This is a genomic window from Agromyces sp. CF514 (genome assembly GCF_900113185.1).
Classification (GTDB): domain Bacteria; phylum Actinomycetota; class Actinomycetes; order Actinomycetales; family Microbacteriaceae; genus Agromyces.
On sequence record NZ_FOZD01000001.1, the window covers coordinates 2,145,690 to 2,168,879 of the forward strand.

The 23,190-nt window shown below is 71.1% G+C and carries 22 protein-coding genes; 12 read left to right on the plus strand and 10 right to left on the minus strand.

Translation table 11 applies throughout. The annotated features are described in order from the left end of the window. Positions 1 to 65: 65 nt before the first annotated feature. Both BM342_RS09500 and BM342_RS09505 read right to left on the minus strand, forming a co-directional pair. Positions 66 to 893, minus strand: a complete 828-nt coding sequence (locus BM342_RS09500; protein ID WP_092965141.1) for a spermidine synthase — start codon at positions 891 to 893, stop codon at positions 66 to 68. Positions 894 to 1,009: 116 nt separating this feature from the next. Continuing rightward, on the minus strand, positions 1,010 to 2,446 hold the full coding sequence (locus BM342_RS09505; protein ID WP_143109806.1) for a hypothetical protein: 1,437 nt from the start codon (positions 2,444 to 2,446) through the stop codon (positions 1,010 to 1,012). 232 nt (positions 2,447 to 2,678) lie between these two features. Here BM342_RS09505 and BM342_RS09510 point away from each other — a divergent pair, with 232 nt between their 5' ends. After that, positions 2,679 to 4,130 (plus strand): GH1 family beta-glucosidase, encoded by a 1,452-nt coding sequence (locus BM342_RS09510; RefSeq protein ID WP_255368644.1) that lies wholly within the window; start codon positions 2,679 to 2,681, stop codon positions 4,128 to 4,130. Between the two features lie 31 nt (positions 4,131 to 4,161). Here the strand turns inward: BM342_RS09510 and BM342_RS09515 are convergent, their stop codons facing one another. Beyond that, positions 4,162 to 5,334 (minus strand): glutamate--cysteine ligase, encoded by a 1,173-nt coding sequence (locus BM342_RS09515; protein ID WP_092965145.1) that lies wholly within the window; start codon positions 5,332 to 5,334, stop codon positions 4,162 to 4,164. Positions 5,335 to 5,553: 219 nt separating this feature from the next. Here BM342_RS09515 and rpsP point away from each other — a divergent pair, with 219 nt between their 5' ends. From rpsP to BM342_RS09540, 5 genes are all read left to right on the plus strand, one after another. Next, a complete protein-coding gene (gene rpsP / locus BM342_RS09520) occupies positions 5,554 to 5,967 on the plus strand; it encodes a 30S ribosomal protein S16 (protein ID WP_092965147.1) in 414 nt (137 codons plus the stop codon). 3 nt (positions 5,968 to 5,970) lie between these two features. Continuing rightward, positions 5,971 to 6,207, plus strand: coding sequence for an RNA-binding protein (locus BM342_RS09525; RefSeq protein WP_056651189.1), 237 nt, complete (start codon positions 5,971 to 5,973; stop codon positions 6,205 to 6,207). A gap of 1 nt (position 6,208) precedes the next feature. Continuing rightward, a complete protein-coding gene (rimM, locus tag BM342_RS09530) occupies positions 6,209 to 6,826 on the plus strand; it encodes a ribosome maturation factor RimM (RefSeq protein ID WP_255368645.1) in 618 nt (205 codons plus the stop codon). 10 nt (positions 6,827 to 6,836) lie between these two features. After that, positions 6,837 to 7,526 (plus strand): tRNA (guanosine(37)-N1)-methyltransferase TrmD, encoded by a 690-nt coding sequence (trmD, locus tag BM342_RS09535; protein WP_092965149.1) that lies wholly within the window; start codon positions 6,837 to 6,839, stop codon positions 7,524 to 7,526. 175 nt (positions 7,527 to 7,701) lie between these two features. Next, positions 7,702 to 8,463, plus strand: a complete 762-nt coding sequence (locus tag BM342_RS09540) for a sirohydrochlorin chelatase (RefSeq protein ID WP_177232118.1) — start codon at positions 7,702 to 7,704, stop codon at positions 8,461 to 8,463. Between the two features lie 175 nt (positions 8,464 to 8,638). Here BM342_RS09540 and BM342_RS09545 read toward each other — a convergent pair whose 3' ends face one another. From BM342_RS09545 to nirB, 6 genes are all read right to left on the minus strand, one after another. Then, on the minus strand, positions 8,639 to 10,255 hold the full coding sequence (locus tag BM342_RS09545; protein ID WP_092965153.1) for an FAD-dependent oxidoreductase: 1,617 nt from the start codon (positions 10,253 to 10,255) through the stop codon (positions 8,639 to 8,641). After that, on the minus strand, positions 10,252 to 12,402 hold the full coding sequence (locus BM342_RS09550) for a molybdopterin oxidoreductase family protein (RefSeq protein WP_092965155.1): 2,151 nt from the start codon (positions 12,400 to 12,402) through the stop codon (positions 10,252 to 10,254). Before BM342_RS09550 ends, BM342_RS09545 begins: the two co-directional genes overlap by 4 nt. A gap of 11 nt (positions 12,403 to 12,413) precedes the next feature. Beyond that, positions 12,414 to 13,826 carry an MFS transporter gene (locus BM342_RS09555; RefSeq protein ID WP_092966759.1) on the minus strand — a complete coding sequence of 471 codons (1,413 nt, stop codon included), beginning with the start codon at positions 13,824 to 13,826 and terminating at the stop codon, positions 12,414 to 12,416. Between the two features lie 138 nt (positions 13,827 to 13,964). Further along, a complete protein-coding gene (locus BM342_RS09560) occupies positions 13,965 to 15,095 on the minus strand; it encodes a uroporphyrinogen-III synthase (RefSeq protein WP_092965157.1) in 1,131 nt (376 codons plus the stop codon). Further along, a complete protein-coding gene (gene cobA / locus BM342_RS09565; protein ID WP_369823126.1) occupies positions 15,092 to 15,907 on the minus strand; it encodes a uroporphyrinogen-III C-methyltransferase in 816 nt (271 codons plus the stop codon). The genes BM342_RS09560 and cobA overlap by 4 nt, the downstream gene beginning before the upstream one ends. Further along, positions 15,904 to 18,513, minus strand: coding sequence for a nitrite reductase large subunit NirB (gene nirB, locus BM342_RS09570; RefSeq protein ID WP_092965159.1), 2,610 nt, complete (start codon positions 18,511 to 18,513; stop codon positions 15,904 to 15,906). The genes cobA and nirB overlap by 4 nt, the downstream gene beginning before the upstream one ends. A 202-nt stretch (positions 18,514 to 18,715) precedes the next feature. Here nirB and nirD point away from each other — a divergent pair, with 202 nt between their 5' ends. Continuing rightward, entirely contained in the window at positions 18,716 to 19,114 is a 399-nt protein-coding gene (gene nirD / locus BM342_RS09575; RefSeq protein ID WP_092965161.1) for a nitrite reductase small subunit NirD, read from the plus strand. A 97-nt stretch (positions 19,115 to 19,211) separates the two neighbouring features. Here nirD and map read toward each other — a convergent pair whose 3' ends face one another. Further along, positions 19,212 to 19,979 (minus strand): type I methionyl aminopeptidase, encoded by a 768-nt coding sequence (gene map, locus BM342_RS09580; RefSeq protein ID WP_092966763.1) that lies wholly within the window; start codon positions 19,977 to 19,979, stop codon positions 19,212 to 19,214. Positions 19,980 to 20,065: 86 nt separating this feature from the next. Between map and BM342_RS09585 the strand changes: the two genes are divergently transcribed. From BM342_RS09585 to BM342_RS09605, 5 genes are all read left to right on the plus strand, one after another. After that, a complete protein-coding gene (locus BM342_RS09585; protein WP_143109807.1) occupies positions 20,066 to 20,569 on the plus strand; it encodes a hypothetical protein in 504 nt (167 codons plus the stop codon). Positions 20,570 to 20,806: 237 nt separating this feature from the next. Beyond that, positions 20,807 to 21,154 carry a 50S ribosomal protein L19 gene (gene rplS, locus BM342_RS09590; protein ID WP_092965165.1) on the plus strand — a complete coding sequence of 116 codons (348 nt, stop codon included), beginning with the start codon at positions 20,807 to 20,809 and terminating at the stop codon, positions 21,152 to 21,154. A 91-nt stretch (positions 21,155 to 21,245) separates the two neighbouring features. Then, positions 21,246 to 22,037: a signal peptidase I gene (lepB, locus tag BM342_RS09595; RefSeq protein WP_092965167.1), complete on the plus strand. Its 792-nt coding sequence runs from the start codon at positions 21,246 to 21,248 to the stop codon at positions 22,035 to 22,037. A 1-nt stretch (position 22,038) separates the two neighbouring features. Continuing rightward, a complete protein-coding gene (locus BM342_RS09600; protein ID WP_255368646.1) occupies positions 22,039 to 22,740 on the plus strand; it encodes a ribonuclease HII in 702 nt (233 codons plus the stop codon). Positions 22,741 to 22,746: 6 nt separating this feature from the next. Beyond that, positions 22,747 to 23,070, plus strand: a complete 324-nt coding sequence (locus tag BM342_RS09605; RefSeq protein ID WP_022887853.1) for a DUF2469 family protein — start codon at positions 22,747 to 22,749, stop codon at positions 23,068 to 23,070. Positions 23,071 to 23,190 lie beyond the last annotated feature (120 nt).

Sequence of the window (23,190 nt, forward strand, 5' to 3'; positions counted from 1 at the left end):
GCAGAACGGAACGAAACCCGGCAAGCGTCCTCGAGTCCTGCGCCCGCCGTCCGCACACTCCGAGCTCAGTCCCGCTGCACCTGGACATCGGCCTGGTCATCGCGCAGCGTGCGCGCCTGCCCGACGTAGGCGGCGAGCGGCGCCCCCTCGAGCAGTTCGATGCGCCGGTGCGTCTGATCGATGCGCCGACGGATACGGCGTCGGGGCAGCTCGTCGTGTGAAGCCGCGTACACGACGTTGCCGAGCCCGGCGTCGGCCACGACGGTGGGGGAGGTGAGTGCGAGTACTTCGGCGAAGACCTCGAGCAGGGTCGCACCGACTTCGCGTGAGACCCCGAGTCCCGCGGTCGCGATGGTGTTCACGATGAGCACGCCACCGGGGGAGAGCAACCGGCCGAGGTCGTCGAAGAACTCCTCGGTCGAGAGGTGCTCGGGCGTGCGGCTGCCGCTGAAGAGGTCGGCGATGACGAGGTCGAACTCGGCACCGTGGCTCACAGCGCGTTCGACGGCCGTGCGGGCGTCGTCGAACTCGAACGTGATGGGCACGGCCGGGTCGACGGGAAGCGTGTCGAGCACGAACTCCAGAAGCGCTCGGTGCAGTTCGACCACGTGATGCACGGATGCCGGGCGCGTCGCGCCGAGGTACCTGGCAAGGGTCAGCGCGCCTGCGCCGAGGTGCAGCACCCGAACGGGTTCGGCCTGCTCGCGGCATCCGTCGGCGATCGCAGCGACGAAACGCGTGTACTCGAGTTGCAGGTCGCGAGGGTCTGCGGGGTTCACGTGCGACTGCGTGACGCCGTCGACGACGAGGGAGTATCCGCCGTTGGTTCCGCGGCCCGGCAGGAGCTCGGCGCGGAGGTCGGGTGCGTCGAGGACGTGTTCCCGGTGCTGCATCCCCTCACCCTACGCCGGGACGGGAGTCCGACTGCGGGACGGCGCGGGCGTTGGAGAGACGCAGAACGGCCCCGGTCCTGTGGGGACCGGGGCCGTTCCGCGCTCATGCGACTGGATCAGCCGATGAACGGCTCCATGTCCGCCGAGTGGCGGGGCTGCACGGGCGTGGTGCCGCGCACGTTGGGCACCGCCGGGCTGCTCGAGCGCGCCGCGGGTGCGTCTGCGAGCTCGTCGAGTTCGCCGACCTTCGTCCACGTGCCGCAGCCGTCGGTCTCGAAGCCGGCCTCCTCGGGCAGGACGGCCCAACGGAGCGTCTCGCCGGCCGAACCGCGGTAGTTGTCGAGGATGCTGGTCGCGTCGACGCCGCGGAAGTCCGCGATCGACGACACGTAGCAGCCGTCGATGCCGCTGCCTGCGGGGACCGTCGTCTGGTAGATGCCGGTCGCCATGTCGATGCCGACGCGGTACTGACCGTTGCCGACCGACGTCGCCAGCGTCTTGGTGTCATAGGGCAGCGCCTCGGTCCAGGTGCCGCACATGGGCTTCTCGTAGAAGTACCTGGCGTCCGAGCCGATCTGGACGTAGGCCGAGTGACCGGCGCCGTAGCCGAAGCCGTAGCCGATCTCCTGATCGGCGGCGTCGGCCGTCACCCATACGCAGTCCGCCGTGGCGTTGGTCGACTTGTAGAGCGTGGGCTTGACCGTGCCGGGCACGTTGAAGACGCTCCATTCCTGGCCTGCCGATGCCGCGGGGATGGTGGCGCGCACGACTGCGGGTCGGCGGATGCCGAGGGTGTCGGTGCCGTCGCCGTTCCAGTCGCCGACGAGGACGACGTCGTCGGCCTTGCCGTAGGCGAAGCTGATGTCGGCCGAGCCGCCCGTGGTGCCGTTCGTGAGGAAGTACTGGCTGGCGCGGCGGACGCCGAGGGTGTTGGTGCCGTCGCCGTTCCAGTCGCCGATGAGCACGACGTCTGCCGCCTTGCCGTACGCGAAGGTGATGTCCGCTGCACCGCCGGTGGTGCCGTTGGTGAGGAAGTACTGGCTTCCGCGACGCACGCCGAGGGTGTCGGTGCCGTCGCCGTTCCAGTCGCCGACGAGCACGACGTCGCCGGCCTTGCCGTAAGCGAACGTGATGTCGGCGGTGCCGCCCTTCGTGCCGTTCGTCAGGAAGTACTGGTTGCCGCGGCGGACGCCGAGGGTGTCGGTGCCGTCGCCGTTCCAGTCGCCGACGAGCACGACGTCGCCGGCCTTGCCGTAGGCGAAGCTGAGGTCGGCCGAGCCGCCCGTGGTGCTGTTGGTGAGGTAGTACTGGTTGCCGCGGCGGACGCCGAGGGTGTCAGTGCCGTCGCCGTTCCAGTCGCCGACGTGCACGACATCGTCGGCGCGGCCGTAGGCGAAGGCGATGTCGGCGGCGCCGCCGGTGGTGCCGTTCGTCAGGAAGTACTGGTTGCCGGGAGGGGTTGCCGCGGCTGCGGGGGAGATGCCGAGTGCGAGGACTGCGGCAGCGGAGCCTGCCGCCGCGATTGCGGCGACGACGACGCGTGAACGTTTCATTTCGGGTCCTTCAGTGCAGGTGATCCGTGCTCGGGTCGGCACGTTCACACGGAACTCTAGGCTATGGATCGGCAATGAGACAGTGTTCCTGACCAATACCGGACAGTCGTCTCCGGTGACCGGGGCATCGGCCTCGGCGACGTCATCGGGCGAGGCCTCGTTCCGCCGAGCCGATAAGGTGGATCCGGCGCCGCGCAACCGCGTCGCGCCGTCTCGAACGGGAGGACAACACGTGTCGCAGGGCAACGTCGACTACCGCGACTCGGGCCTCGCCTTCGGCCCCGAGTTCCTCTTCGGATCGGCCACGGCCTCCTATCAGATCGAGGGCGCCGTCACCGAAGACGGGCGCGGCCCGTCCATCTGGGACACGTTCAGCCACACTCCGGGCAAGGTCTGGAACGGCGACACCGGCGACCGCGCATGCGACCACTACCACCGCCTCGACGAGGATCTGGACCTCATGGTGCGACTCGGCCTCGAGGCGTACCGCTTCTCGATCGCATGGCCGCGCATCCAGCCCACCGGGCGCGGGCCGGCCAACGAGGCCGGACTCGCGTTCTACGAGCGCCTCGTCGACGGGCTCATCGCCCGCGGCATCCGTCCCATCGCGACGCTCTACCACTGGGACCTCCCGCAGGCGCTCGAAGACGAGGGCGGCTGGACGAACCGCGCCACGGCCGAGGCGTTCGCGGACTACGCGCGCATCCTGGGCGAGCGCCTCGGAGACCGCGTCGACGTCTGGACCACCCTGAACGAGCCCTGGTGCTCGTCGTACCTCGGCTACGGCTCCGGGGCGCACGCGCCCGGGCTCATGGACGGCGCGAAGGCGCTCGCGGCCGTGCACCACCTGAACCTCGCGCACGGCCTCGCGATCAAGGCCCTGCGCGAGGTCGTCACGAACGACCCGGGCTACTCGATCACGCTCAACCTGCACGTCATCCGCCCGTCCGGGCCCACCGGTGCCGAGGCCGCGCGCCGCATCGACGGACTCGCCAACCGGGTGTTCCTCGGTCCGCTCCTCGACGGCGAGTACCCGGCCGACGTCATCGCCGACACGGCCGACGTGACCGACTGGGCGTTCGTGAAGCCCGGCGACACCGAGCTCATCCGCCAGCCCATCAGCCTGCTCGGCGTGAACTACTACTCGACCGTCACCGTGCGCATGTGGGACGGCGAGAGCCCCCGCGTCAACGCCGACGGGCACAAGGACATGGGCGGCACCGCGTGGCCCGGCTCCGGGCAGGTCGAGTTCCTCGAGCAGCCCGGCCCGTACACCGACATGGGCTGGAACATCGACCCGTCGGGCCTCGAGGACCTCCTCGTCTCGCTCCACGAGGCCTACCCCGGGCTGCCGCTCATGGTCACCGAGAACGGTGCGGCCTTCGCCGACGCCGTGGTCGACGGCCCCGACGGCCCGGCCGTGCACGACGTCGAGCGCACCGACTACCTGCGCCGGCACTTCACGGCCGCCCACCGGGCCATCGAGCGCGGCGTCGACCTGCGGGGCTACCAGGTGTGGTCGCTGATGGACAACTTCGAGTGGGGCTACGGCTACTCCAAGCGCTTCGGCATCGTGCGCGTCGACTACGACACCTTCGAACGCCTGCCGAAGGACTCCGCGCTCTGGTACGCGGAGCTCATCCGCACACGCGCGATCCCCGACGCGCCGGTCCCGTCGGCCTGACCGTCACGCCCGCTTGCGCGGGCGGTTCGATTCAGCGGGCGGATGCCTCGGCATCCGTCCGCTGCGATCGCTCGTCGCCGCGCAGCTCGCGCGCGAGGTGGGCGACGACCGCGGTCAGGTCGCCGTCGTTCGCCTCGGCGACCGCGATCTGGCGACGGTAGCTGCCTCCGCCGTCGAGGATGCCTCGCACGAGCTGCAACTCGCTCGCGCACCCGAGCCGCTCGGCGACGGGCACGAGGGTGGTGACGAGATCGCGCAGGTCGTCGGAGACGAGGCGCTCGGTGCCCGCGACATCCGTGATGATCTCGGCGTCGAGCCCGTAGCGCGCAGCGCGCCACTTGTTCTCGCGCACGTACCAGGGCTGCAGCACCGTGAGGGTCTGGCCGTCGTCGAGACGCGTCGACATCCACTCGACGAGGCACTGCACGAGGGCTCCGATCGCGGCCAGTTCGTCGGCGGTCGAGACCCCGTCGCAGACGCGCACCTCGACCGTGCCCCACTTCGCCGAGGGGCGGATGTCCCAGCGCACCTCGGTGTAGTCCTCGATGACGCCCGTGCGAACGAGGTCGTCGACGTAGCGCTCGTACGCCGCCCAGTCGGCGAGGGGGTACGGCAGGCCTGCCGTCGGCAGCTGCTGGAACATGAGCGCGCGGTTCGACGCGTAGCCCGTGTCGACGCCCGCCCAGAACGGGCTCGACGCCGAGAGCGCCTGCAGGTGCGGCAGGTAGGCGAGCAGGCCGTCGAGGATCGGCAGGGCCTTGGCCCGGTCCTCGATGCCCACGTGCACGTGCACGCCCCAGATCATCATGTTGCGGCCCCACCAGCGGGTGCGGTCGACGAGCTTGTGGTACCGGGGCTTGTCGGTGAGGTGCTGGTCGTACCACTGGCTGAACGGGTGCGAGCCGCTGCAGATGAGCTCGTACTCGCCCAGCTCGTCGACCACCGCGCGCACCTCGTCGAGCTGCCCCTGCAGGTCGGCCACGGCGTCGGCGACACGCTCGTGCACGCCGCTCACGAGCTCGACCGTGTTGGTGAGCATCTCCTCGGTGATCGACGGATGCCGCCCGCCCTCGCTCCGGGCGTGCAGCACCTCGAGCACGCGGTCGCCGACCGAGGCGAGTTCACCGGTCGTGCGATCGACGATGGCGATCTCCCACTCGATACCGACGGTCGATCGGGGGGATCGGGCGAACTCGATCGGCATGCCTGCCCCTTTCGCACGGCGCATCCGGCACCGTCGGCCCATCATGACATGCAGACCCGGCGATTATCCTTCTTGGGCGTAATCTGCAAGAATGGTCAGTCGAGTTCTGTTGCGCCCGACCCTCTATCCGGCGCGCAGAGCCACTCAGAGCTTCCGCCGAGTGTGCACCCCACGCTCACGGCTGTCAGTTCACCCAACTCACAACATTTCAGGAGAATTGTGGCTGTCAAGATTCGTCTCAAGCGCCTCGGCAAGATCCGTGCGCCGTACTACCGCATCGTCGTCGCCGACTCGCGCACCAAGCGCGACGGTCGCGTGATCGAGGAGATCGGCAAGTACCACCCCACCGAGAGCCCCTCGTTCATCGAGGTCGACTCCGAGCGTGCCCAGTACTGGCTCTCCGTCGGCGCGCAGCCGACCGAGCAGGTCGAGGCCATCCTCAAGCTGACCGGCGACTGGGGCAAGTTCAAGGGCGACAAGAACGCGGTCTCGACCGTCAAGGTCGCCGAGCCGAAGGCGGCCTTCGTCGCCGACGACAAGAAGAAGCCGGTGCTGAAGCCCAAGTCGGAGAAGCCCGCGCCGAAGGCCGAAGAGGCCGAGGTCGCTGCTGACGCGTCGACGGACGAGGCGTAAGTCTTGCTCCAGTCCGCGCTCGAACACCTCGTCAAGGGGATCGTCGATCACCCTGACGACGTGAAGGTCGTCTCCGCGTCGAGCGCACGTGGCGAGGTCCTCGAGGTTCATGTGAACCCCGAGGACCTCGGTCGCGTCATCGGCCGCGCAGGTCGCACCGCGAAGGCGCTCCGCACGCTCGTCACCGCGCTCGCCGACGGACGCCGCGTTCGCGTCGACGTCGTCGACACCGACGACTGACGTGGCCGACGCACCCAGGACCCAACTGCGGGTCGGTCGCCTCACCAAGGCGCACGGCCTGAAGGGCGCGATCAAGGTCGAGCTCTACACCGACGACCCCGAGCGGCGCTTCGTGCCGGGGGCCGAGTTCTCGCTGCAGGTCCCCACGGACTCCCCGTGGCACGGCAAGCACCTCGTGCTGCGCGACCTCCGGTGGTACAACGGCATGCCGGTCGCCTTCTTCGAGGGCGTCGACGACCGCACGGCCGCCGAGGCGCTGCTGAAGGCGATCCTCTGGGTCGAGAACGTCGACCTCGAAGAGGCCGAACCCGACGCCTGGTACGACCACCAGCTCGTGGGCCTCGCGGTCCACCGCGATGGCGTCGAGGTCGGCAAGGTCGTCCGCGTCGACCACTTCCCGGCGCAGGACCTCCTCATCGTGAAGACGCCGACCGGCGAGGTCATGGTGCCGTTCGTGCAGGCGATCGTGCCCGAGGTCGACGTGGCGGCGGGCGTCGTCACGGTCACGCCGCCGTCCGGTCTCTTCGAGGAGATCGCCGACGACGAAGCGACCGAGACCTCCGCGACGGATGCCGCGGGCGGGGCCGGTTCGGCCGACGCCGACGCGTCCGCCGAGTAGGCCGGCCGCCGTGCGCATCGACATCGTCACGATCTTCCCCGAGTTCTTCTCGGTGCTCGACATCTCCCTGCTCGGCAAGGCCAGGCAGGCCGGGATCATCGAGGTCGAGGCGCACGACCTGCGTTCGTTCACGCACGACCGTCACCGCACGGTCGACGACACCCCGTACGGCGGCGGCGCCGGCATGGTGATGAAGCCCGAGCCTTGGGGCGAGGCGATCGACTCGATCGTCGGCCCCGAGGCATCCGAGGCGCTCCTCGTCGTGCCGTCGCCTGCGGGCGAGCCGTTCACGCAGGCGGTGGCCCGCGAGTTGGCCGCCGAGCGGCACCTCGTGTTCGCCTGCGGACGCTACGAGGGCATCGACCAGCGCGTGACCGACCACTACGAGGGGCGCATGCGGGTGCGCCTGATCAGCCTCGGCGACTACGTGCTGAACGGCGGCGAGGTCGCCGTCATGGCCATGATCGAGGCCGCCGGGCGTCTGGTGCCAGGCGTGGTCGGCAATCCCGAGAGCCTCGTCGAGGAGTCGCACGAAGACGGCCTGCTCGAGTACCCGAGCTACACCAAGCCCGCCGTCTGGCGCGGCCTCGAGGTGCCGCCCGTGCTGCTCTCGGGCAACCACGGCGCGGTCGCCGCCTGGCGCCGCGAGCAGCAGGTCGAGCGCACGCGCCGCGTGCGGCCCGAGCTGCTCGACGACTGACCGTGGGCGGCTGACGACGGCGCACCCCGCGCCTGGGCGTTCGCGCGCCGTGCCGGGTCGCGTGAGGTCTTCTTCACGCGCCCGAAACAGTCGGGTGCGCGTCGCGAAACACGCCGTTTATAGCGTCGATACCGGCGGTGCACAGCGAATACCCGCCGGAAAGCGCGGGATGTCGATGGCCGGGCCGAGTGACGATGACCCCCTGTCGGACTCCGACGCCGCTCCGCCGCTGCGCCTGATCGCGGCCACGCACGGCTCGCCGTCCACGGCCAACCGAAAGGCCGTGATGCGCCTGGTCGACCGGGTCGCGACCGCAGAACCCGAACTCGACGTTGCCATCGAGTTCGTCGACGCCAAGAGCGCCGACATCGCCGCAGCCGTCGCCGCAGCAGGCAGCGTCGACGCGGTCATCGTGCCGCTCACGCTCTCGGCCGGCTACCACGTGCGTACGGGGCTCGCGTTCGGCCTCGAGCGCATCGGCGGCGGCGTGCGCCTCGCCGCCGAGCTCGGACCCGACGACCGCCTGGTCGCCATCCTCGCCGAGCGGCTCGACGAAGCGGGACTCGACGAGGGCGACGCGGTGCTGCTCGCCGCCGCCGGCTCGAACGACCCGCGCGCGGTGCGCGAGTGCTTCGAGACCGCGAGACGGCTCGGCCACCGCCTCGGACGCCCGGTCACGGTCGGGTTCATCGCCGCGGCCATCCCGCGCCTGCCCGACGCGATCGAGATGATCCGCGAGGTGCACCCGGGCACGCGGATCGCCGTCGCCGCCTACCTGCTCGCGCCGGGCACCTTCTACGACGCCGCGGCCGCGGTCGACGCGGAGATCATCGCGGAGCCGCTCATCGCGCCTGGCCGGCCCGTGCCGCACGCGCTCGTCGAGGTCGTGCTCGACCGATACGCCGCGGTGGAGGCCGAACGACGCCACTACGCCTGATCGGCGTACCGACTTCGGCGGGCCGCGTCGTCGAGGCGTGGGCGCCCGGGCGCCCGGGGAAGGGGCATCGGCGCCGGCTGCGCCTGCCGCGCCTTCGGTCGCTCCTGCGAACGACGGATGCCGCGGCGCGGCGTCATCGAGCACGCGTGCGCCGCGGCATCCGCAGCCGTGTCGTTCAGGCCGCGAGCGTCGGCGTGCCGTCGGCGTCGGCGACGCGCGCGAGCACCTCCGCGATGCGCGACCGGCAGCCGCCGCAGCCGGTGCCGGCCCTGGTGTCGCGGCCGACGCACTCGACGGTCGTGTTGCCGCACGCCGCGGACTCCTCGATGCGGCCGACGGTGACGGCATTGCACCAGCACACCGTCGTCGTCGGCGCGAAGGCGTCGGCGTCGGCTGCCGGGTCGTAGTCGGGGCCGTCGAATCGCAGGAGCAGCGAGCGGTCGGCCGGCAGTTCGCCGCCCCGCTCGAACAGGAGCGTGAGCTCGGCGGCCGTGCGCGGCATCCCGACGCTCACGAAGCCCGTGAGCACGCCGTCTTCGGTGACCATCTTCACGTAGCGGAGGTGCTCGGGGTCGGCCCACTGCGCGATCCGCCGGCGCGGGTGCAGGCCGTCGTCGTCCCACGGATCGCCCGAGATGTCGCCGACGGCGACGACGTCGATGTGCTCGGCCTTCAGCATCACGAGCGCGTCGCGTTCGACCGGCGTGGCGACGTCGTGCTCGCGCTCCGCCGCCTCCGCGAGGAACGAGGCGGCGAGCCACGCAGCCTGCCGCCACCCCGGCCCGACGAGCCCGGACGGGGCACCGGGGAGCGTGCGCTGCCCGGCGAGCTCCTCGGTGCGCTCGACGACCTGGGCGCAGTCGCCGATGGCGAAGATCGCCGGATCGGTCCACGACGCGAGGTGCGGGTGCACCACGATGCCGGCAGCGGTCCGGAGCCCGGCGAGCACCGCGAGCTCGGTGCGCGCGCTCACACCGCACGAGAGCACGAGCAGGTCGCCGCGCAGTTGCTTGCCGTCGGCCGTGACGAGCATGTCGAACCGGCGCACGCCCTCGTCGTCGGTGCGGAACGCAACGGCTTCGGCGCGGCTGTGCGCGATCACCTGGATGCCCGTGCGCCGCAGCGCCGAGCGCAGCACCTGACCGCCGCCGCGATCGAGGTTGCGCGGCATCGGGTGCGGTCCGTGGTGCACGACGCAGACCTGCGCCCCCGCGTGGGCTGCGGCGAGGGCGAGTTCGAGCCCGAGCACGCCCGCGCCGAGCACGATGATGCGGCGTCGTTCGCGCACCGCCTCGAGCACGCGCTCGGCGTCGGCGAGGTCGCGGAGCGCCGTGATGCCCGCCGGAAGCGCGTCGTCGCGGGCGACGAGCTGCCGGCCGTACTTCTCGAGCGAGGCGAGGTCGCGGCGGTGGCGCTCGACGCCGTCCAGCGTCGGCACGTTCGCCCGCGCACCCGTCGCGAGCACGAGCCGGTCGTAGGCGAGCTGCTCGCCCGTGTCGAGGCGCACCGTGCGCGCTGCGCGGTCGATCGCGGTCACCGCGACCCCGAGCATCACGCGAGCGCCGGCCTCCTCGGCGGTGATGCGGTCGCCCACGAGCATGCCGTCGAGGTCGGCGTTGCCGACCGCGTACTCGGCGACCAGCACCCGGTTGTACGCCTCGACGTCCTCACCGGCGATAACCGTGAGCTCGACGGCGCCGGCCTGCACGCCCGGCAGCACCTCCTCGACGAACCGGGCGCCGACCGGGCCGTACCCGACGAGGACGATCTTCAGAGGGTTCCTGCTGGTCATGCGGGCACTCCGGTCTCTTCGGCGCGAGCGACGACCTCGGCGGGCGAGATCCGGCGCACCCGGACCACGTTCGTCTTGAACTCGGGCATCGACGAGATCGGGTCGACCTCGTCGGAGGTGAGCAGGTTCGCGGCCTGCCCGTCGCCGTAGTGGAAAGGCAGGAAGACCGCTTCGGGGCGGATGTCGGGGGTGTGCCTGGCACGGCAGCGCACGACCCCGCGGTGGTTGGCGACCTCGATCTCGTCGCCGTCGTCGATGCCGAGCCGGAGGGCCGTGGCCGGATGCATCGAGGCGACCGCCGCGGGCTGCGCGTCGAGCAGTTCCGGCACCCGACGCGTCTGCGCGCCGCTCTGGTAGTGCTCGAGCAGGCGCCCGGTGACGAGGGTGACCTCACCGTGTCCGGGCACGGGGCGTGCCGTCTCCCGTACCGTCACGGGCACGAGGCGCGCCAGCCCGTCGGGGTGTGCGAAGCGGTCGGCGAACAGCCGTGGCGTGCCGCGGCTGCCCCGCGGGAAGGGCCAGTACGCGGCATCCCCTCGGTCGAGCATCTCGTAGTCGATGCCCGAGTAGTCGGCGATGCCGCCCTCCGAGGCCAGACGCAGCTCCTCGAACACGGCCTCGGGGTCCGTGTCGAAGGCCGCCGTGCAGTCGAGGCGCTCGGCGAGCTCGTGGAGGATCCAGAGCTCGTCGCGCACGCCCGACGGCGGGGTGATCGCGCGGCGGCGGCGGATGACGCGGCCCTCGAGCGAGGTCATGGTGCCCTCCTCCTCGGCCCACTGCGTGATCGGCAGCACGACGTCGGCGAGCGCCGCCGTCTCGGAGAGGAAGAAGTCGCAGACGACGAGCAGGTCGAGCCGCTCGAGGCCGGCGCGCACCTCGCGGACGTTGGGCGAGGAGACGACGAGGTTCGAGCCGTGCACCATGAGCGCGCGCACGCCGCCTGGCGCTCCGAGCAGCTTCAGCAGCTCGATCGCGGGAACTCCGGGGCCTGGCAGGACGGCGGGGTCGACACCCCAGACCCGGGCGACGTGCGCGCGTGCCTCGGGGTCGGCGATCTTGCGGTACCCGGGCAGCTGGTCGCATTTCTGGCCGTGCTCGCGCCCGCCCTGTCCGTTGCCCTGCCCGGTGAGCGTGCCGTACCCGCTGCCTGCGCGGCCCGGCAGGCCGAGCAGCAGCGCCAGGTTGATCGCCGCGGTCGCGGTGTCGGTGCCGTCGACGTGCTGTTCGACGCCGCGCCCCGTGAGCACGTACGTGCGGCCCCCCGAGGCGAGCCGGCGCGCGAGCCGCTTGAGCGTGAGCGCAGCGACCCCCGTGACCGACTGCACGCGCTCGGGCCACCAGGCGGCGACGCTCCGGCGCACCCGGTCGAAGCCGACCGTGCGGTGCTCGACGTACTCGAGGTCGACGAGGCGTTCGGCGATGACGACGTGGATGAGGCCGAGCAGCAGTGGCAGGTCGGTGCCGGGGGCGGGCTGCACGTGCAGGCCCCGGCCGTCGTCGGTGAGCCGCGCGGTCGCGGTGCGACGCGGATCCACGACGACGAGCCCGCCGGCGGCCTGCGCGCCCGCGAGGTGGCCGATGAACGGCGGCATGGTCTCGGCGGGGTTCGTGCCGAGCAGCAGGATCGTCTCCGCCCCGTCGAGGTCCTCGAGGGGGAACGGCAGCCCCCGATCGACCCCGAACGCCCGATTGCCCGCCGCTGCCGCCGACGACATGCAGTAGCGGCCGTTGTAGTCGATGCGGCTCGTGCCGAGCGCGAGCCGCGCGAACTTGCCGAGCAGGTACGACTTCTCGTTCGTGAGCCCGCCGCCTCCGAACACGCCGACCGCGTCGGCACCGTGCGATGAGCGGATGCCGCGCAGCGACGCCGCGACCACGTCGAGCGCCTCGTCCCACGAGGTCTCGTGCAGCACGCCGTCGGCGCCCCGCACGAGCGGGGCGCCGAGGCGGGACGGAGCACGCAGGAGCTCCGCCGAGGTCCACCCCTTCTTGCACAGCCCGCCCCGGTTCGTCGGGAAGTCGCGGCCGGCGACCACGACCGGCGCCGTGGCCTCGTGCGTGGCGTGCGCCGCGGCATCCGTCGGGGTCAGGGTCATCGCGCACTGCAGGGCGCAGTACGGGCAGTGCGTGTCGGCGGAGTGGGTCAATGCGTCTCGTTTCAGATCTTGTGGGCGCTGAGGCGGCCGGAGCGGACGTAGACGGCCCAGGTGAGCACGAGCAGCACGACGTACGCCGCGATGAAGCCTGCGAACGCCGCGCCGTAGCCGCCGGTCGACTGGAACGAGAGGTTCAGCGCCTGGGGGATCAGGAAGCCGCCGTAGGCGCCGATCGCGGAGATGAGTCCCAACGCGGCGGCGGCCTTGCGCTGGGTGGACACGTCGCCCGTGCCGCCGCCGCGCACGGCGAACACGACGGGCACCATGCGGTAGGTCGAGCCGTTGCCGATGCCGGCCGAGGCGAACAGCAGCAGGAACAGGCCGAGGAAGAGCCAGAAGTTGCCGAGGGGCAGGGTGAGGAGCACGGCGACCGTGATGAGCGCCATCGCCGCGAAGGCGGTCATCGTGATGCGAGCGCCGCCGAACCGGTCGGAGAGCCGGCCGCCGTAGGGACGGGCGAGCGAGCCGACGAGCGCGCCGAGGAACGCGAGCGAGACCGACGCGCCGCCGACGGCGATGGTCGAGAACTCGGGGAACTGGTCGGCGATGAGCTTCGGGAACACGCTCGCGAAGCCGATGAACGAGCCGAACGTGCCGATGTAGAGCAGCGAGAGGAGCCAGAGGTGCGGTTCCTTGAGCGCGGCCGCCGAGCCCGTGAAGTCGGCCTTCGCGTTCGAGAGGTTGTTCATGTAGCGGGCGGCGCCGAGCATCGCGACCAGGATGAACGGGATCCAGATCCAGCCGGCGACCGGGAGGTTCAGGGTCGCCCCAGCGCCGATCGTGATGACGATCGGGACCACGAACTGCGCGACCGCGGCACCGAGGTTGCCGCCGGCGGCGTTCAGGCCGAGCGCCCAGCCCTTCTCGCGCTGCGGGTAGAAGAACGTGATGTTCGACATCGAGCTCGCGAAGTTGCCGCCGCCGAAGCCCGCGAGCGCCGCCGCGGCCAGGAGCACCGGGAACGGGGTCTCGGGGTTGGAGACGCACACGACCATCGCGGTGGTCGGCAGGAGCAGCAGCGCGGCCGAGATGATCGTCCAGTTGCGGCCGCCGAACTTCGGCACCAGGAACGAGTAGGGGATGCGCAGCGTGGCGCCGACGAGGCTCGGGATCGAGATGAGCCAGAAGATCTCGCCGGTCGAGAGGTCGAACCCGGCCGCCGGCAGCGAGACGGCGACGATCGACCACAGCTGCCAGACCACGAAGCCGAGGAACTCGGCGAAGATCGACCAGTTCAGGTTGCGTCGTGCGATCGCGCGACCCTGCGACTCCCACTGCGCGGTGTTCTCGGGATCCCAGCCGTCGATCCACCGGCTCGGACGGAAGGCCAGCGGCGGTGCGTCGGTCGTGGCCGGCGCACCGACCGCCGGACTGGTCGTGGCGGCCGGGGGAGCGCTGCTCGTGGTCTGGGTCATGGGTGCCTCCGAGGTGTCGATCACGTGGTGGAGCCTTCGACTCGAAGCTATTGAGGTCGTGTTTCCGCGATTCGGTCCGGTCGTAAACCCTGCGTCTCCACCTGCTCACCCGGAGCGGGAGGGGGTGTGAGGCGGTGGTCACACGTCGATGCGGTACCCGCGCTTCACGACCGTGGCGATGAGCCCGGGCACGCCGATCGTCTGCCGCAGCCGGCTCAGGGCGACCTCGAGCGCGTGCTCGTCGCTCGTTCCGGGCAGCCCGGCGGCGAGGCGGTCGCGGGCGACCACGGAGCCGCGCGCGAGCACGAGCGTCCGCAGGATCGTGAGGGCCACGGGGGCGAGCGCAACCCTGCGATCGGCGACGTCGACGACGTTGCCGCGGATCGCGAGCGGGCCGTGCGCGGTCTCGAGGCGGATGACGCGGTTGGTCTCGAGGTGCTCGCACACGAGCCGGATCAGCGCGCCCATGCGGAACCGGTCGGGCTGCACCGGAGTGATGCCCGCCGCGATGAGGGGCAGTGCCGTCACCGGGCCGACGGCCGCCGCGACGACCGGCCCGCACATCGCGTCGACGAGGTCGTCGTGCCGACCGAGTTCCTCGGCGGCGCCGAAGAGCGCGTGCACGGCGGGCGCGCTCGTGAACGTGATCGCGTCGAGCCCGCCCGTGCAGGCGGCCTCGATGAGCCGCTCGACACGGTCGTCGGCCTTGTCGACCTCGACCCAGCGGTACGGGGCGACGGTGAGCACACGGTCGTGCGCATCGCTCAGGCGCTGCAGCTGCGACGCCTCGAGGAACCCGTGCAACTGCACGGCGACGGTGAGCCCGGCCGAGTAGTGCTCGAGCACGTGGTCGATGAGCGACTCGGTGGTCTCCTCTGCGCTCATGCCCACGTCGTTCAATCCGGCGGCACGGATGCCTCCGCGGGCCTTCGGCCCCCGAACGAGGATCGCGGTGTCGGCGAGTGCGTCGAGCAGGTCCTCGCCGAGCCCCGCGGCATCCGCCACCTCGAACCAGCGCCGGACCCCGTACGCGGTCGTCGCGAGCAGCACCTCCGGCCGTGCGGCGATGATCGCCCGGGTGTCGGCGATCACCGGGTCGTCGGAGAGGGCGTTCGTCATGCGCAGCGTCGGCGCGTGCACCACGGTCGCGCCACGACGCGCGAGCGCGTCGATGAGGTCGGCCGAACGCCGGTCGCTCGTGACGCCGATGCGGAAGCCCACGAGCTGGTCGACCCGGAACCCGGGTGGGAGTTCGAGCAGGTCGGTCATCCGGCCACCGCCGCGAATCCGGCCGCGCGCTCCATGAGCTCGGCCGCGCTCTGGTCGCCGTCGTGCGCGAGGCGCACCACCTCGCCGATCACGACGACGGCGGGCGACGCCACTCTCGCACGACCCGCGGTCGTCACGATGTCGGCCAGTTCGCCGATGGTCGTGCGCTGCTCGGACGAGAAGCCGCGCTCGACGATCGCCACCGGCATCCGCTCGGTCATGCCTGCTCTGGCGAGGCCGGCGGTGAGCGAGGGCAGCGTGTTGACGCCCATGAGCACGACGATCGTGCCGCCGAGCCCGGCGAGGTGCTCGAGTTCGGATGCCGTGAGCGGCTGGTGTCCGGACACGACCGTGAACAGGTGGCTGACGCCGCGATGCGTCAGCGGGATGCCGGCGGCGCCCGGCACCGAGATCGCGCTCGTGACTCCGGGGATCACCTCGACCGGAACGCCGGCCTTGTGGCACGCGAGCACCTCCTCGCCGCCGCGGCCGAGCACGTACGGGTCGCCGCCCTTCAGTCGCACGACCCGGGAGCCCGAGAGGGCGTGCTCGACGAGCAGCGCCTCGATCTCGGACTGCGGGATCGCGTGGTGTCCGGGGCGTTTGCCGACGTCGACGAGCAACGCGCCCGGCGCGAGCTCGTCGAGCCGGTCGTGCGGCGCGAGTCGGTCGTAGAGCACGACATCGGCGTAGCGCAGGGCGCGCACCGCGGCGAGCGTCAGCAGGTCCTCGCGCCCTGGGCCGCCGCCGACGAGCATGACGCTGCCGACGCCTCCGGCACTTCGAGCGGCGTCGACCGCGCTGCCGGTCACGCGTCCACCCCGCGGACCGGGATGGTCGTGCCGGCCACGAGCACGGCCTCGCCGCGCTCGCGCTCTGCGGCGGTCGCGGGTCGCATCTGCCCCCGCCCGTCGGGCACCTGGGCGACCGAGGGATCCGGCGTGTTCGGCGCGTTCACGAACGAGCGGAAGCGACGCAGGCGTTCGGGGTCGGCCAGCGTGGCGGCCCATTCGTCCTCGTAGGAGTCGACGTGGCGGTCGACCGCGCGTTCGAGCTCTTCGGCGAGGCCGAGCGAGTCGTGCACGACGACGTCGCGCACGTGGTCGAGGCCGCCCTCGATGTCCTCGATCCAGCGGGCCGTGCGCTGCAGCCGGTCGGCGGTGCGCACGTAGTACATGATGTACCGGTCGATGTACTTCAGCAGGGTCTCGTCGTCGAGGTCGCTCGCGAGCAGTTGGGCGTGAGCCGGCTGGAATCCGCCGTTGCCGCCGACGTACATGTTCCAGCCCTGGTCGGTGGCGATCACGCCGACGTCCTTGCCACGGGCCTCGGCGCACTCGCGCGCACAGCCCGAGACGCCGAACTTGAGCTTGTGCGGCGATCGCAGGCCGCGGTAGCGGAGCTCGAGCTGCACGGCCATCGCGACGGAGTCCTGCACGCCGTAGCGGCACCAGGTCGACCCGACGCAGCTCTTCACGTTGCGGAGCGCCTTGCCGTAGGCCTGGCCGGACTCGAATCCGGCGTCGACGAGGCGCTTCCAAATGTCGGGCAGCTGGTCGAGTCGCGCACCGAACAGGTCGATGCGCTGGCCGCCCGTGATCTTCGTGTAGAGACCGTAGTCGGTCGCGACCTGGGCGATGACGGCGAGCTTGTCGGGGGTGATCTCGCCGGCGGGGATGCGTGGCACGACCGAGTAGGTGCCGTCCTTCTGCATGTTCGCCATGGCCCGGTCGTTCGTGTCCTGCAGGCCGCCGCGGCCGCCGTCGAGGATGTACGAGCCGTGCTGCGTCGCGAGGATCGACCCGATCACGGGCTTGCAAACGTCGCACCCGCGCCCGGTGCCGATGCGGGCGATGATCTCCTCGAACGAGGTGAGCTCGAGCACGCGGATCGATTCGAAGAGCTCCTGGCGCGACAGCTCGAAGTGCTCGCAGAGCGCCCGCGAAGGTGTGATGCCCGATTTCGTGAGCTCGGCCTCGAGCAGCTTCTTCACGAGCGGCACGCACGAGCCGCACTGGGTGCCGGCGCGCGTGCAGGCCTTCAGTTCGCCGAGGTCCGTGCAGCCCTCGGCGTGCTCGGTGCCGTTGACGGCGTCGCGGATGGTTCCGGCGGCCACGTTGTTGCAGGCGCAGACGAGCGCGGAGGCGGGCAGTTCGTCGCCTGCGGGGGCTTCCATGCCCGAGGCCGACAGGTAGGCCGCGGGTTCCGACGAGAGCTGCATGCCGAGCATGGGCCGGAGCGAGGCGTACGGCGAGGCATCGCCGACGAAGATGCCGCCGAGCAGGGTCTTCGCGTCGTCGGTCATGACGAGCTTCTGGTACAGGCCGCGCGCGGGGTCGGCGTAGACGATCTCGAGCGCCTGCTCGGTGCGAGCGAGTGCATCGCCGAAGCTCGCGACGTCGACGCCCGAGAGCTTCAGCTTGGTCGCGTCGTCGATGGTCGTGAACTCCGCCGCGCCGCCGAGCAGGCGATCCGCGACGACCTCGGCCATCGCGTTCGCCGGGGCCACGAGGCCGGTGCAGCGTCCTTCGAAGCTCGCGACCTCGCCGATCGCCCAGATGCCGGGGGCGGATGTCGCGCATGCGCGGTCGATCGCGACGCCGCCGCGCGGGCCGAGTTCGAGTCCGACGTCGCGGGCGAGTTCGTCGCGGGGGCTGATGCCGATCGCGAAGACGACGAGGTCGGCGTCGATGACGCGTTCGTTCGTGAGCTCGACGGCCGTGACCGCGCCGTGGTCGAGGCGGACCGCCGAGGGCCGCGCCCCGAGGTGCAGGCCGATGCCCTGGCCCGAGATGATGCGACCGAGCGCACGGCCCGCGCCCTCGTCGAGCTGCGCCGACATGAGCCAGCCGCCCGAGTGCACGACGGCGACGTGCGCGCCGAGCTTGGCGAGCCCGCCCGCAGCCTCGAGGCCGAGCAGTCCGCCGCCCGCGACGACGACCCGGGTCGGCCGGCCGTGCAGCTCGGCGAGCTGCCTCGACTCTGCGACGAGGTTGTCGACGTCTTCGATCGTGCGGTAGACGCGGATGCCCTCGGCGCCCGGGATGGGCGGCACGGGCGCGCTCGACCCGGTCGCGAGCACCAGCTCGTCCCAGTGCACCACGGTGCCGGCCGAGGTCGTCGCGGTCTGTGCTGCGGAGTCGATCACGTCGACGCGCTCGCCGGTGATGAGCCGCACGCGCGACTCGTCCCACATGGCGGTCGGCTGCAGCGTGAGGTCGGCGGCGCCGTCGGCGAGCCGGGTGCTCAGCGCGACGCGGTCGTACGGCAGGTGCGGCTCGTCGCCGATCACCGTGACGCGGAGCGTGCGCTCCTCGTCGCGCATGTGCAGGCTGTCTGCGAGTCGGTGGGCGGCGGGGCCGCCGCCGACGATGACGACGTCGCGCGTGCGGATGCCGGCCGGGCTGTTCTCGGTCATGCTGCCTCCGTGGGCTCGAATGCTGCCAACGTAGGACCGGGCGGTTTCGGCCCTGTTACGGCGGCGTAACCGCGACCGCAATCGTGCCTCTCTTCCTGCCGGTGCTCGTGTGAGGGGGGTTTCACCTCGAGGAAACACCCGCTGCCGCGCGCGGAAACACCTGCGCCGTACGTTCGGGGCATCCGAACGGCAGGAGCGCGACATGACGATCACGATCGAACCGACGAGCGACACGAGCACCGACGGGACCTCCGCGGTCGCGACGGGCGCGAGCTGGGTCCGGGTCTGCGAGATCGGGGACCTCGAGCCCGGGTGGGGTGAGGTGGCGCTCCTCGGCGCGGACCAGGTCGCGCTCGTGCGCCTCGGCGACGACGAGGTCTACGCCGTCGACCACCACGACCCGCATACCGGCGCGCCCGTGATGGCCCGCGGCATCACCGGCTCCCGGGGCGATCGGCTCACCATCGCGTCGCCGCTGCATAAAGAGGTCTACGACCTCGTGACGGGGGAGTGCTACACGAACGAGACGCTCGCGCTGCGCACCTTCGCCTCGCGGGTCGTCGACGGCGTGGTCGAGGTCGAGGTCCGAGCGGCGGCCTGAGGTCTGGCGGCACCGGCCGCCGGGCCGCCCGCGAACAGCAGGACGCCGCGCCGCGGCATCCGGAGATCGGATGCCGCGACGCGGCGTTCGGGCGTTCTCAGCCGCGCTTCGTGAGCACGATCGGGTCGCCGTCGGTGATCGCGATCGTGTGCTCGGAGTGCGCGCCGCGCGAGCCGTCGGCGCTGCGGAGGGTCCAGCCGTCGGGATCGGTGAAGATCCGGTCGGTGGTCTCGAGGAACCAGGGCTCGATGGCGACGACGAGGCCCGGCTTCAGCGGCAGGCCGCGACCGGGGCGCCCGTTGTTCGGGATGTGCGGGTCGCCGTGCATCGTGCGCCCGACCCCGTGGCCGCCGAAGTCGGTGTTGATCGTGTAGCCGCCCGCCTTCGCGACGTCGGCGATGGCGCGCGAGATGTCGCCGATGCGGTTGCCGGGGCGCGCCGCGGCGATGCCCGCGTCGAGTGCGCGCTGCGTGGTGTCGATGAGGCGGAGGTCGGTCTCGCGCGGCGTGCCGACGACGATCGAGATCGCGGAGTCGGAGACCCAGCCGTCGACCGAGGCGGCGAAGTCGAGGCTCAGCAGGTCGCCGTCGCGGAGCTTGTAGTCGTGGGGGAGCCCGTGCAGCACGGCGTCGTTCACGGAGGTGCAGATGACCTTGCCGAACGGGCTCGCCCCGAACGACGGGTGGTAGTCGATGTAGCAGCTCTCGGCGCCCGCCTTGCGGATCATCTCGTGCGCGAGGGCGTCGAGGTCGAGCAGGTTGACGCCGACGGCGGCCGCCTGCGACGTCGCCTCGATCACGCTCGCGACGAAGCGCCCTGCGGCGCGCATCTCGTCGATCTCGGCGGGGGTCCTCAGTTCGATCACGGTGTTCCTCTCCTCGTCCATTCTGGCGGCTCCGCCCTGAGTGAACACCCGGCGCCCGCCGCAGGTCGCCGCGTTATCCTGTGACCATGCTCTTCCGGCGCATCTTCTTCCGATGGATCCAGGCCGCGACGATCGTGCTGCCGGTCTGGCTCGTGGTCGGATGGGCCGTGTTCGGCGGGGGCGGATGGGGCACGCTGGGTCTCGTCATCACCGTACCGGTGACCTTCGTCGCTCTGGCCGTCATCGCGCTGCTGGTCTCGATGCGCCCGACCGTCCGCGAGACGCGAGCCGTCTCGTGGATCGACGTGGGCATCCTCGGCGCCTGGCACGCCGCGATCATCGGCTTCGGCTTCTCCGGGCCGTCGATGGCATCGTTCGCCGTGCTCTCGATCGCCCTCGCGCTCGTCGCGTTCTGGTATTCGATCGTGCAGCTCGTGCGCGACGGGGCCCAGCACATGCAGGCCCAGATGGCCGAGTACGAGCGCGCGGCGCAGGCCGGTTCGGTTCCCGGAGCCGGCCGTCCTCCGGTGCAGCAGCCCTACGACATCGGCGAGGTCATCGTCGTCGAGGAGCGACGGCAGTCGGACTGACGCGGTCGCGTGCCCGCGGTGCGGGCGCACACCGACGCATGCTGGCGACATCCGAGGTGCTTCGGCGGCCCCCGCTTTGGCGTGGAGGGCCCGAACATGGCACAATAGAGGATTGTGCCGCCGCGGGACTCTGCCTCCGGGGAGCATGCACAGCGCGAGTGATCGCGCGGGCGGCACCGCAATCTTCCATTCATTGATCCGCGTTCGACCGGTGGCGGGCGCAGAGAGCGAACCATCATGCATATCCTCGACCACGTCGACGCCGCGAGCCTGCGCTCCGACGTCCCCGACTTCCGCGCGGGCGACACCGTCAAGGTGCACGTGAACATCATCGAAGGTACGCGCGCGCGTATCCAGGTCTTCCAGGGCGTCGTCATCGGCCGCTCGGGCGAAGGCGTCCGCGAGACCTTCACGGTCCGCAAGGTCAGCTTCCAGGTCGGCGTCGAGCGCAAGTTCCCGGTGCACTCCCCGGTCATCGACCACATCGAGGTCGTCACCCGCGGTGACGTGCGTCGCGCGAAGCTCTACTACCTGCGCAAGCTCCGCGGCAAGAAGGCGAAGATCAAGGAGAAGCGCGACGCCTGATCCGGCGTCGCCGCCCGCGCGTCGCGCGGGCCACGGCCTTCGACCTGAGCTCCTCACCCCTACACTTGGGGTGAGGAGCTCAGGCGGTTAAATGACAGAAGACATCAGTACCACTCGCGTCGATCACGAGGGGGCATCGACGAACCGTCGCAGGCGAGGGGCACTGCTGTTCCTCCGCGACCTGCTGGTCATCTTCGTGGTGGCCGTGCTCGTCTCGTTCCTCATCAAGACCTTCCTGATCCGATCGTTCTTCATCCCGTCGGAGTCGATGGAGATGACGCTCGTCAAGGACGACCGGATCATCGTGAACCAGCTCGTGCCGGGCGTGACGCCGCTCGAACGCGGCGACGTCGTGGTCTTCAAGGATCCCGGCGGATGGCTGCCAGCCCGCGTCGAACCCGAGACGCCGCCGCTCGCGGCCGCGGTCGACTGGTTCCTCGCGTTCGTGGGCCTCTCGGCTCCCGACTCGAACGACCACCTCGTCAAGCGCGTCATCGGCCTGCCGGGCGACCACGTGACCTGCTGCAACGCCCTCGGCCAGATGAGCGTCAACGGCGTTCCCCTCGACGAGCCCTACGTCGTGCTGCCCGCGGGTGACACGAAGGTCTCTCGCGACGACTTCGACGTCGTCGTGCCCGACGGCTCGCTCTGGGTCATGGGCGACAACCGCTACAACTCGAAGGACTCGCGCTACAACGGCGACACCCCGCTCAAGGGCTTCGTGCCGGTCGAGAACGTCGTCGGGCGCGCATTCGTCGTGAGCTGGCCGGTGTCGCACTGGGCCTGGCTCGGCAACTATCCCGAGACCTTCGCGGGCGTCGAGGATGCCGCCGAGAACGGCGACGCGGCCGAGCCGGACGACGTGGTGCAGGGCGGCGACTGACGTGCCTCCGGTCGCCATCCCCAACCTCAAGGTCGAACGCGAGCATTTCGAGTCCGGAGCCCCCGTCGTGCTCGCGTGCGACGAGGTGGGTCGGGGCGCGCTCGCCGGGCCCGTCGCCGTCGGGCTGGTCGTCATCGATCCGACCGTCCGGCGCATGCCGACCGGCCTGCGCGACTCGAAGCTCCTGAGCGAGCCCAAGCGCGAGCTCATGGCCCCGCGCGCGGCCGCGTGGGTGCGCGGCTGGGCGGTCGGCGAGGCATCCGCCGCCGAGATCGACGAGTTCGGCATCATGGCGTGCCTCGGGCTCGCCGGCTCTCGCGCGTTCGCGGCACTCCACGCGGCCGAGACCGCCGCCGGCACGGCGTCCGAACTCGATGGCGCGCCGCTCATCCTCGACGGCAACCACGACTGGCTGAGCCGCGCGATCGACCACCGCGCCCGCGTGGGCACCCGCATCAAGGCCGACCGCGACTGCGCTTCGGTGGCCGCGGCATCCGTGCTCGCGAAGGTGCATCGCGACCGCCTCATGCACACCGCGCACGACGGCCTGCCGCTGTACGCGTGGAACGAGAACAAGGGCTACTCGAGCCGCGCGCACTTCGACGCGATCGCCGAGCACGGCCCGAGCGCGATCCACCGGCGCACCTGGCTGCACGAGCGCCCCGTCGAGGCGCCCGCACTGTTCGACCTCGGCGTAGGATGAATCCCGATGGATGAAGACGAGTTCGAAGACTACGACCGCGAGGTCGAGCTGGCCCTGTACCGCGAATACCGCGACATCGTTTCGCAGTTCAAGTTCGTCGTCGAGACCGAGCGGCGCTTCTACCTCGCGAACGAGGTCGAGCTCGTGCGCCGCGACACCGAGCACGACTTCTATTTCGAGCTCACGATGAAGGACGTCTGGGTCTGGGACGTCTACCGTGCCGACCGGTTCGTCAAGTCGGTGCGCGTGCTCACCTTCAAGGACGTCAACGTCGAAGAGCTCGCCACGCGCGAGTTCGAGCTGCCGAAAGAGCTCGCGCTCGACGAGTAGCCGCAACGCCGAGCGCCGAGCGAATCGCTCGCCCAGTCGTCCTCCACAACGGGGCTGATGCCACGGGCCTTGCTCGCGCCGCGTCCTCCGAGCGGATGCCGCCGGCATCGCCGCCACGCT

What these genes read in the sequence shown, in the direction of transcription:
- BM342_RS09500 (WP_092965141.1), bottom strand. Translation starts at nt 893, where the DNA reads ATGCAGCACCGGGAACACGTCCTCGACGCACCCGACCTCCGCGCCGAG.
- BM342_RS09505 (WP_143109806.1), bottom strand. Translation starts at nt 2,446, where the DNA reads ATGAAACGTTCACGCGTCGTCGTCGCCGCAATCGCGGCGGCAGGCTCC.
- BM342_RS09515 (WP_092965145.1), bottom strand. Translation starts at nt 5,334, where the DNA reads ATGCCGATCGAGTTCGCCCGATCCCCCCGATCGACCGTCGGTATCGAG.
- BM342_RS09540 (WP_177232118.1), top strand. Translation starts at nt 7,702, where the DNA reads ATGGCCGGGCCGAGTGACGATGACCCCCTGTCGGACTCCGACGCCGCT.
- BM342_RS09545 (WP_092965153.1), bottom strand. Translation starts at nt 10,255, where the DNA reads ATGACCAGCAGGAACCCTCTGAAGATCGTCCTCGTCGGGTACGGCCCG.
- BM342_RS09555 (WP_092966759.1), bottom strand. Translation starts at nt 13,826, where the DNA reads ATGACCCAGACCACGAGCAGCGCTCCCCCGGCCGCCACGACCAGTCCG.
- BM342_RS09560 (WP_092965157.1), bottom strand. Translation starts at nt 15,095, where the DNA reads ATGACCGACCTGCTCGAACTCCCACCCGGGTTCCGGGTCGACCAGCTC.
- nirB (WP_092965159.1), bottom strand. Translation starts at nt 18,513, where the DNA reads ATGACCGAGAACAGCCCGGCCGGCATCCGCACGCGCGACGTCGTCATC.
- nirD (WP_092965161.1), top strand. Translation starts at nt 18,716, where the DNA reads ATGACGATCACGATCGAACCGACGAGCGACACGAGCACCGACGGGACC.
- BM342_RS09585 (WP_143109807.1), top strand. Translation starts at nt 20,066, where the DNA reads ATGCTCTTCCGGCGCATCTTCTTCCGATGGATCCAGGCCGCGACGATC.
- rplS (WP_092965165.1), top strand. Translation starts at nt 20,807, where the DNA reads ATGCATATCCTCGACCACGTCGACGCCGCGAGCCTGCGCTCCGACGTC.
- lepB (WP_092965167.1), top strand. Translation starts at nt 21,246, where the DNA reads ATGACAGAAGACATCAGTACCACTCGCGTCGATCACGAGGGGGCATCG.
- BM342_RS09605 (WP_022887853.1), top strand. Translation starts at nt 22,747, where the DNA reads ATGGATGAAGACGAGTTCGAAGACTACGACCGCGAGGTCGAGCTGGCC.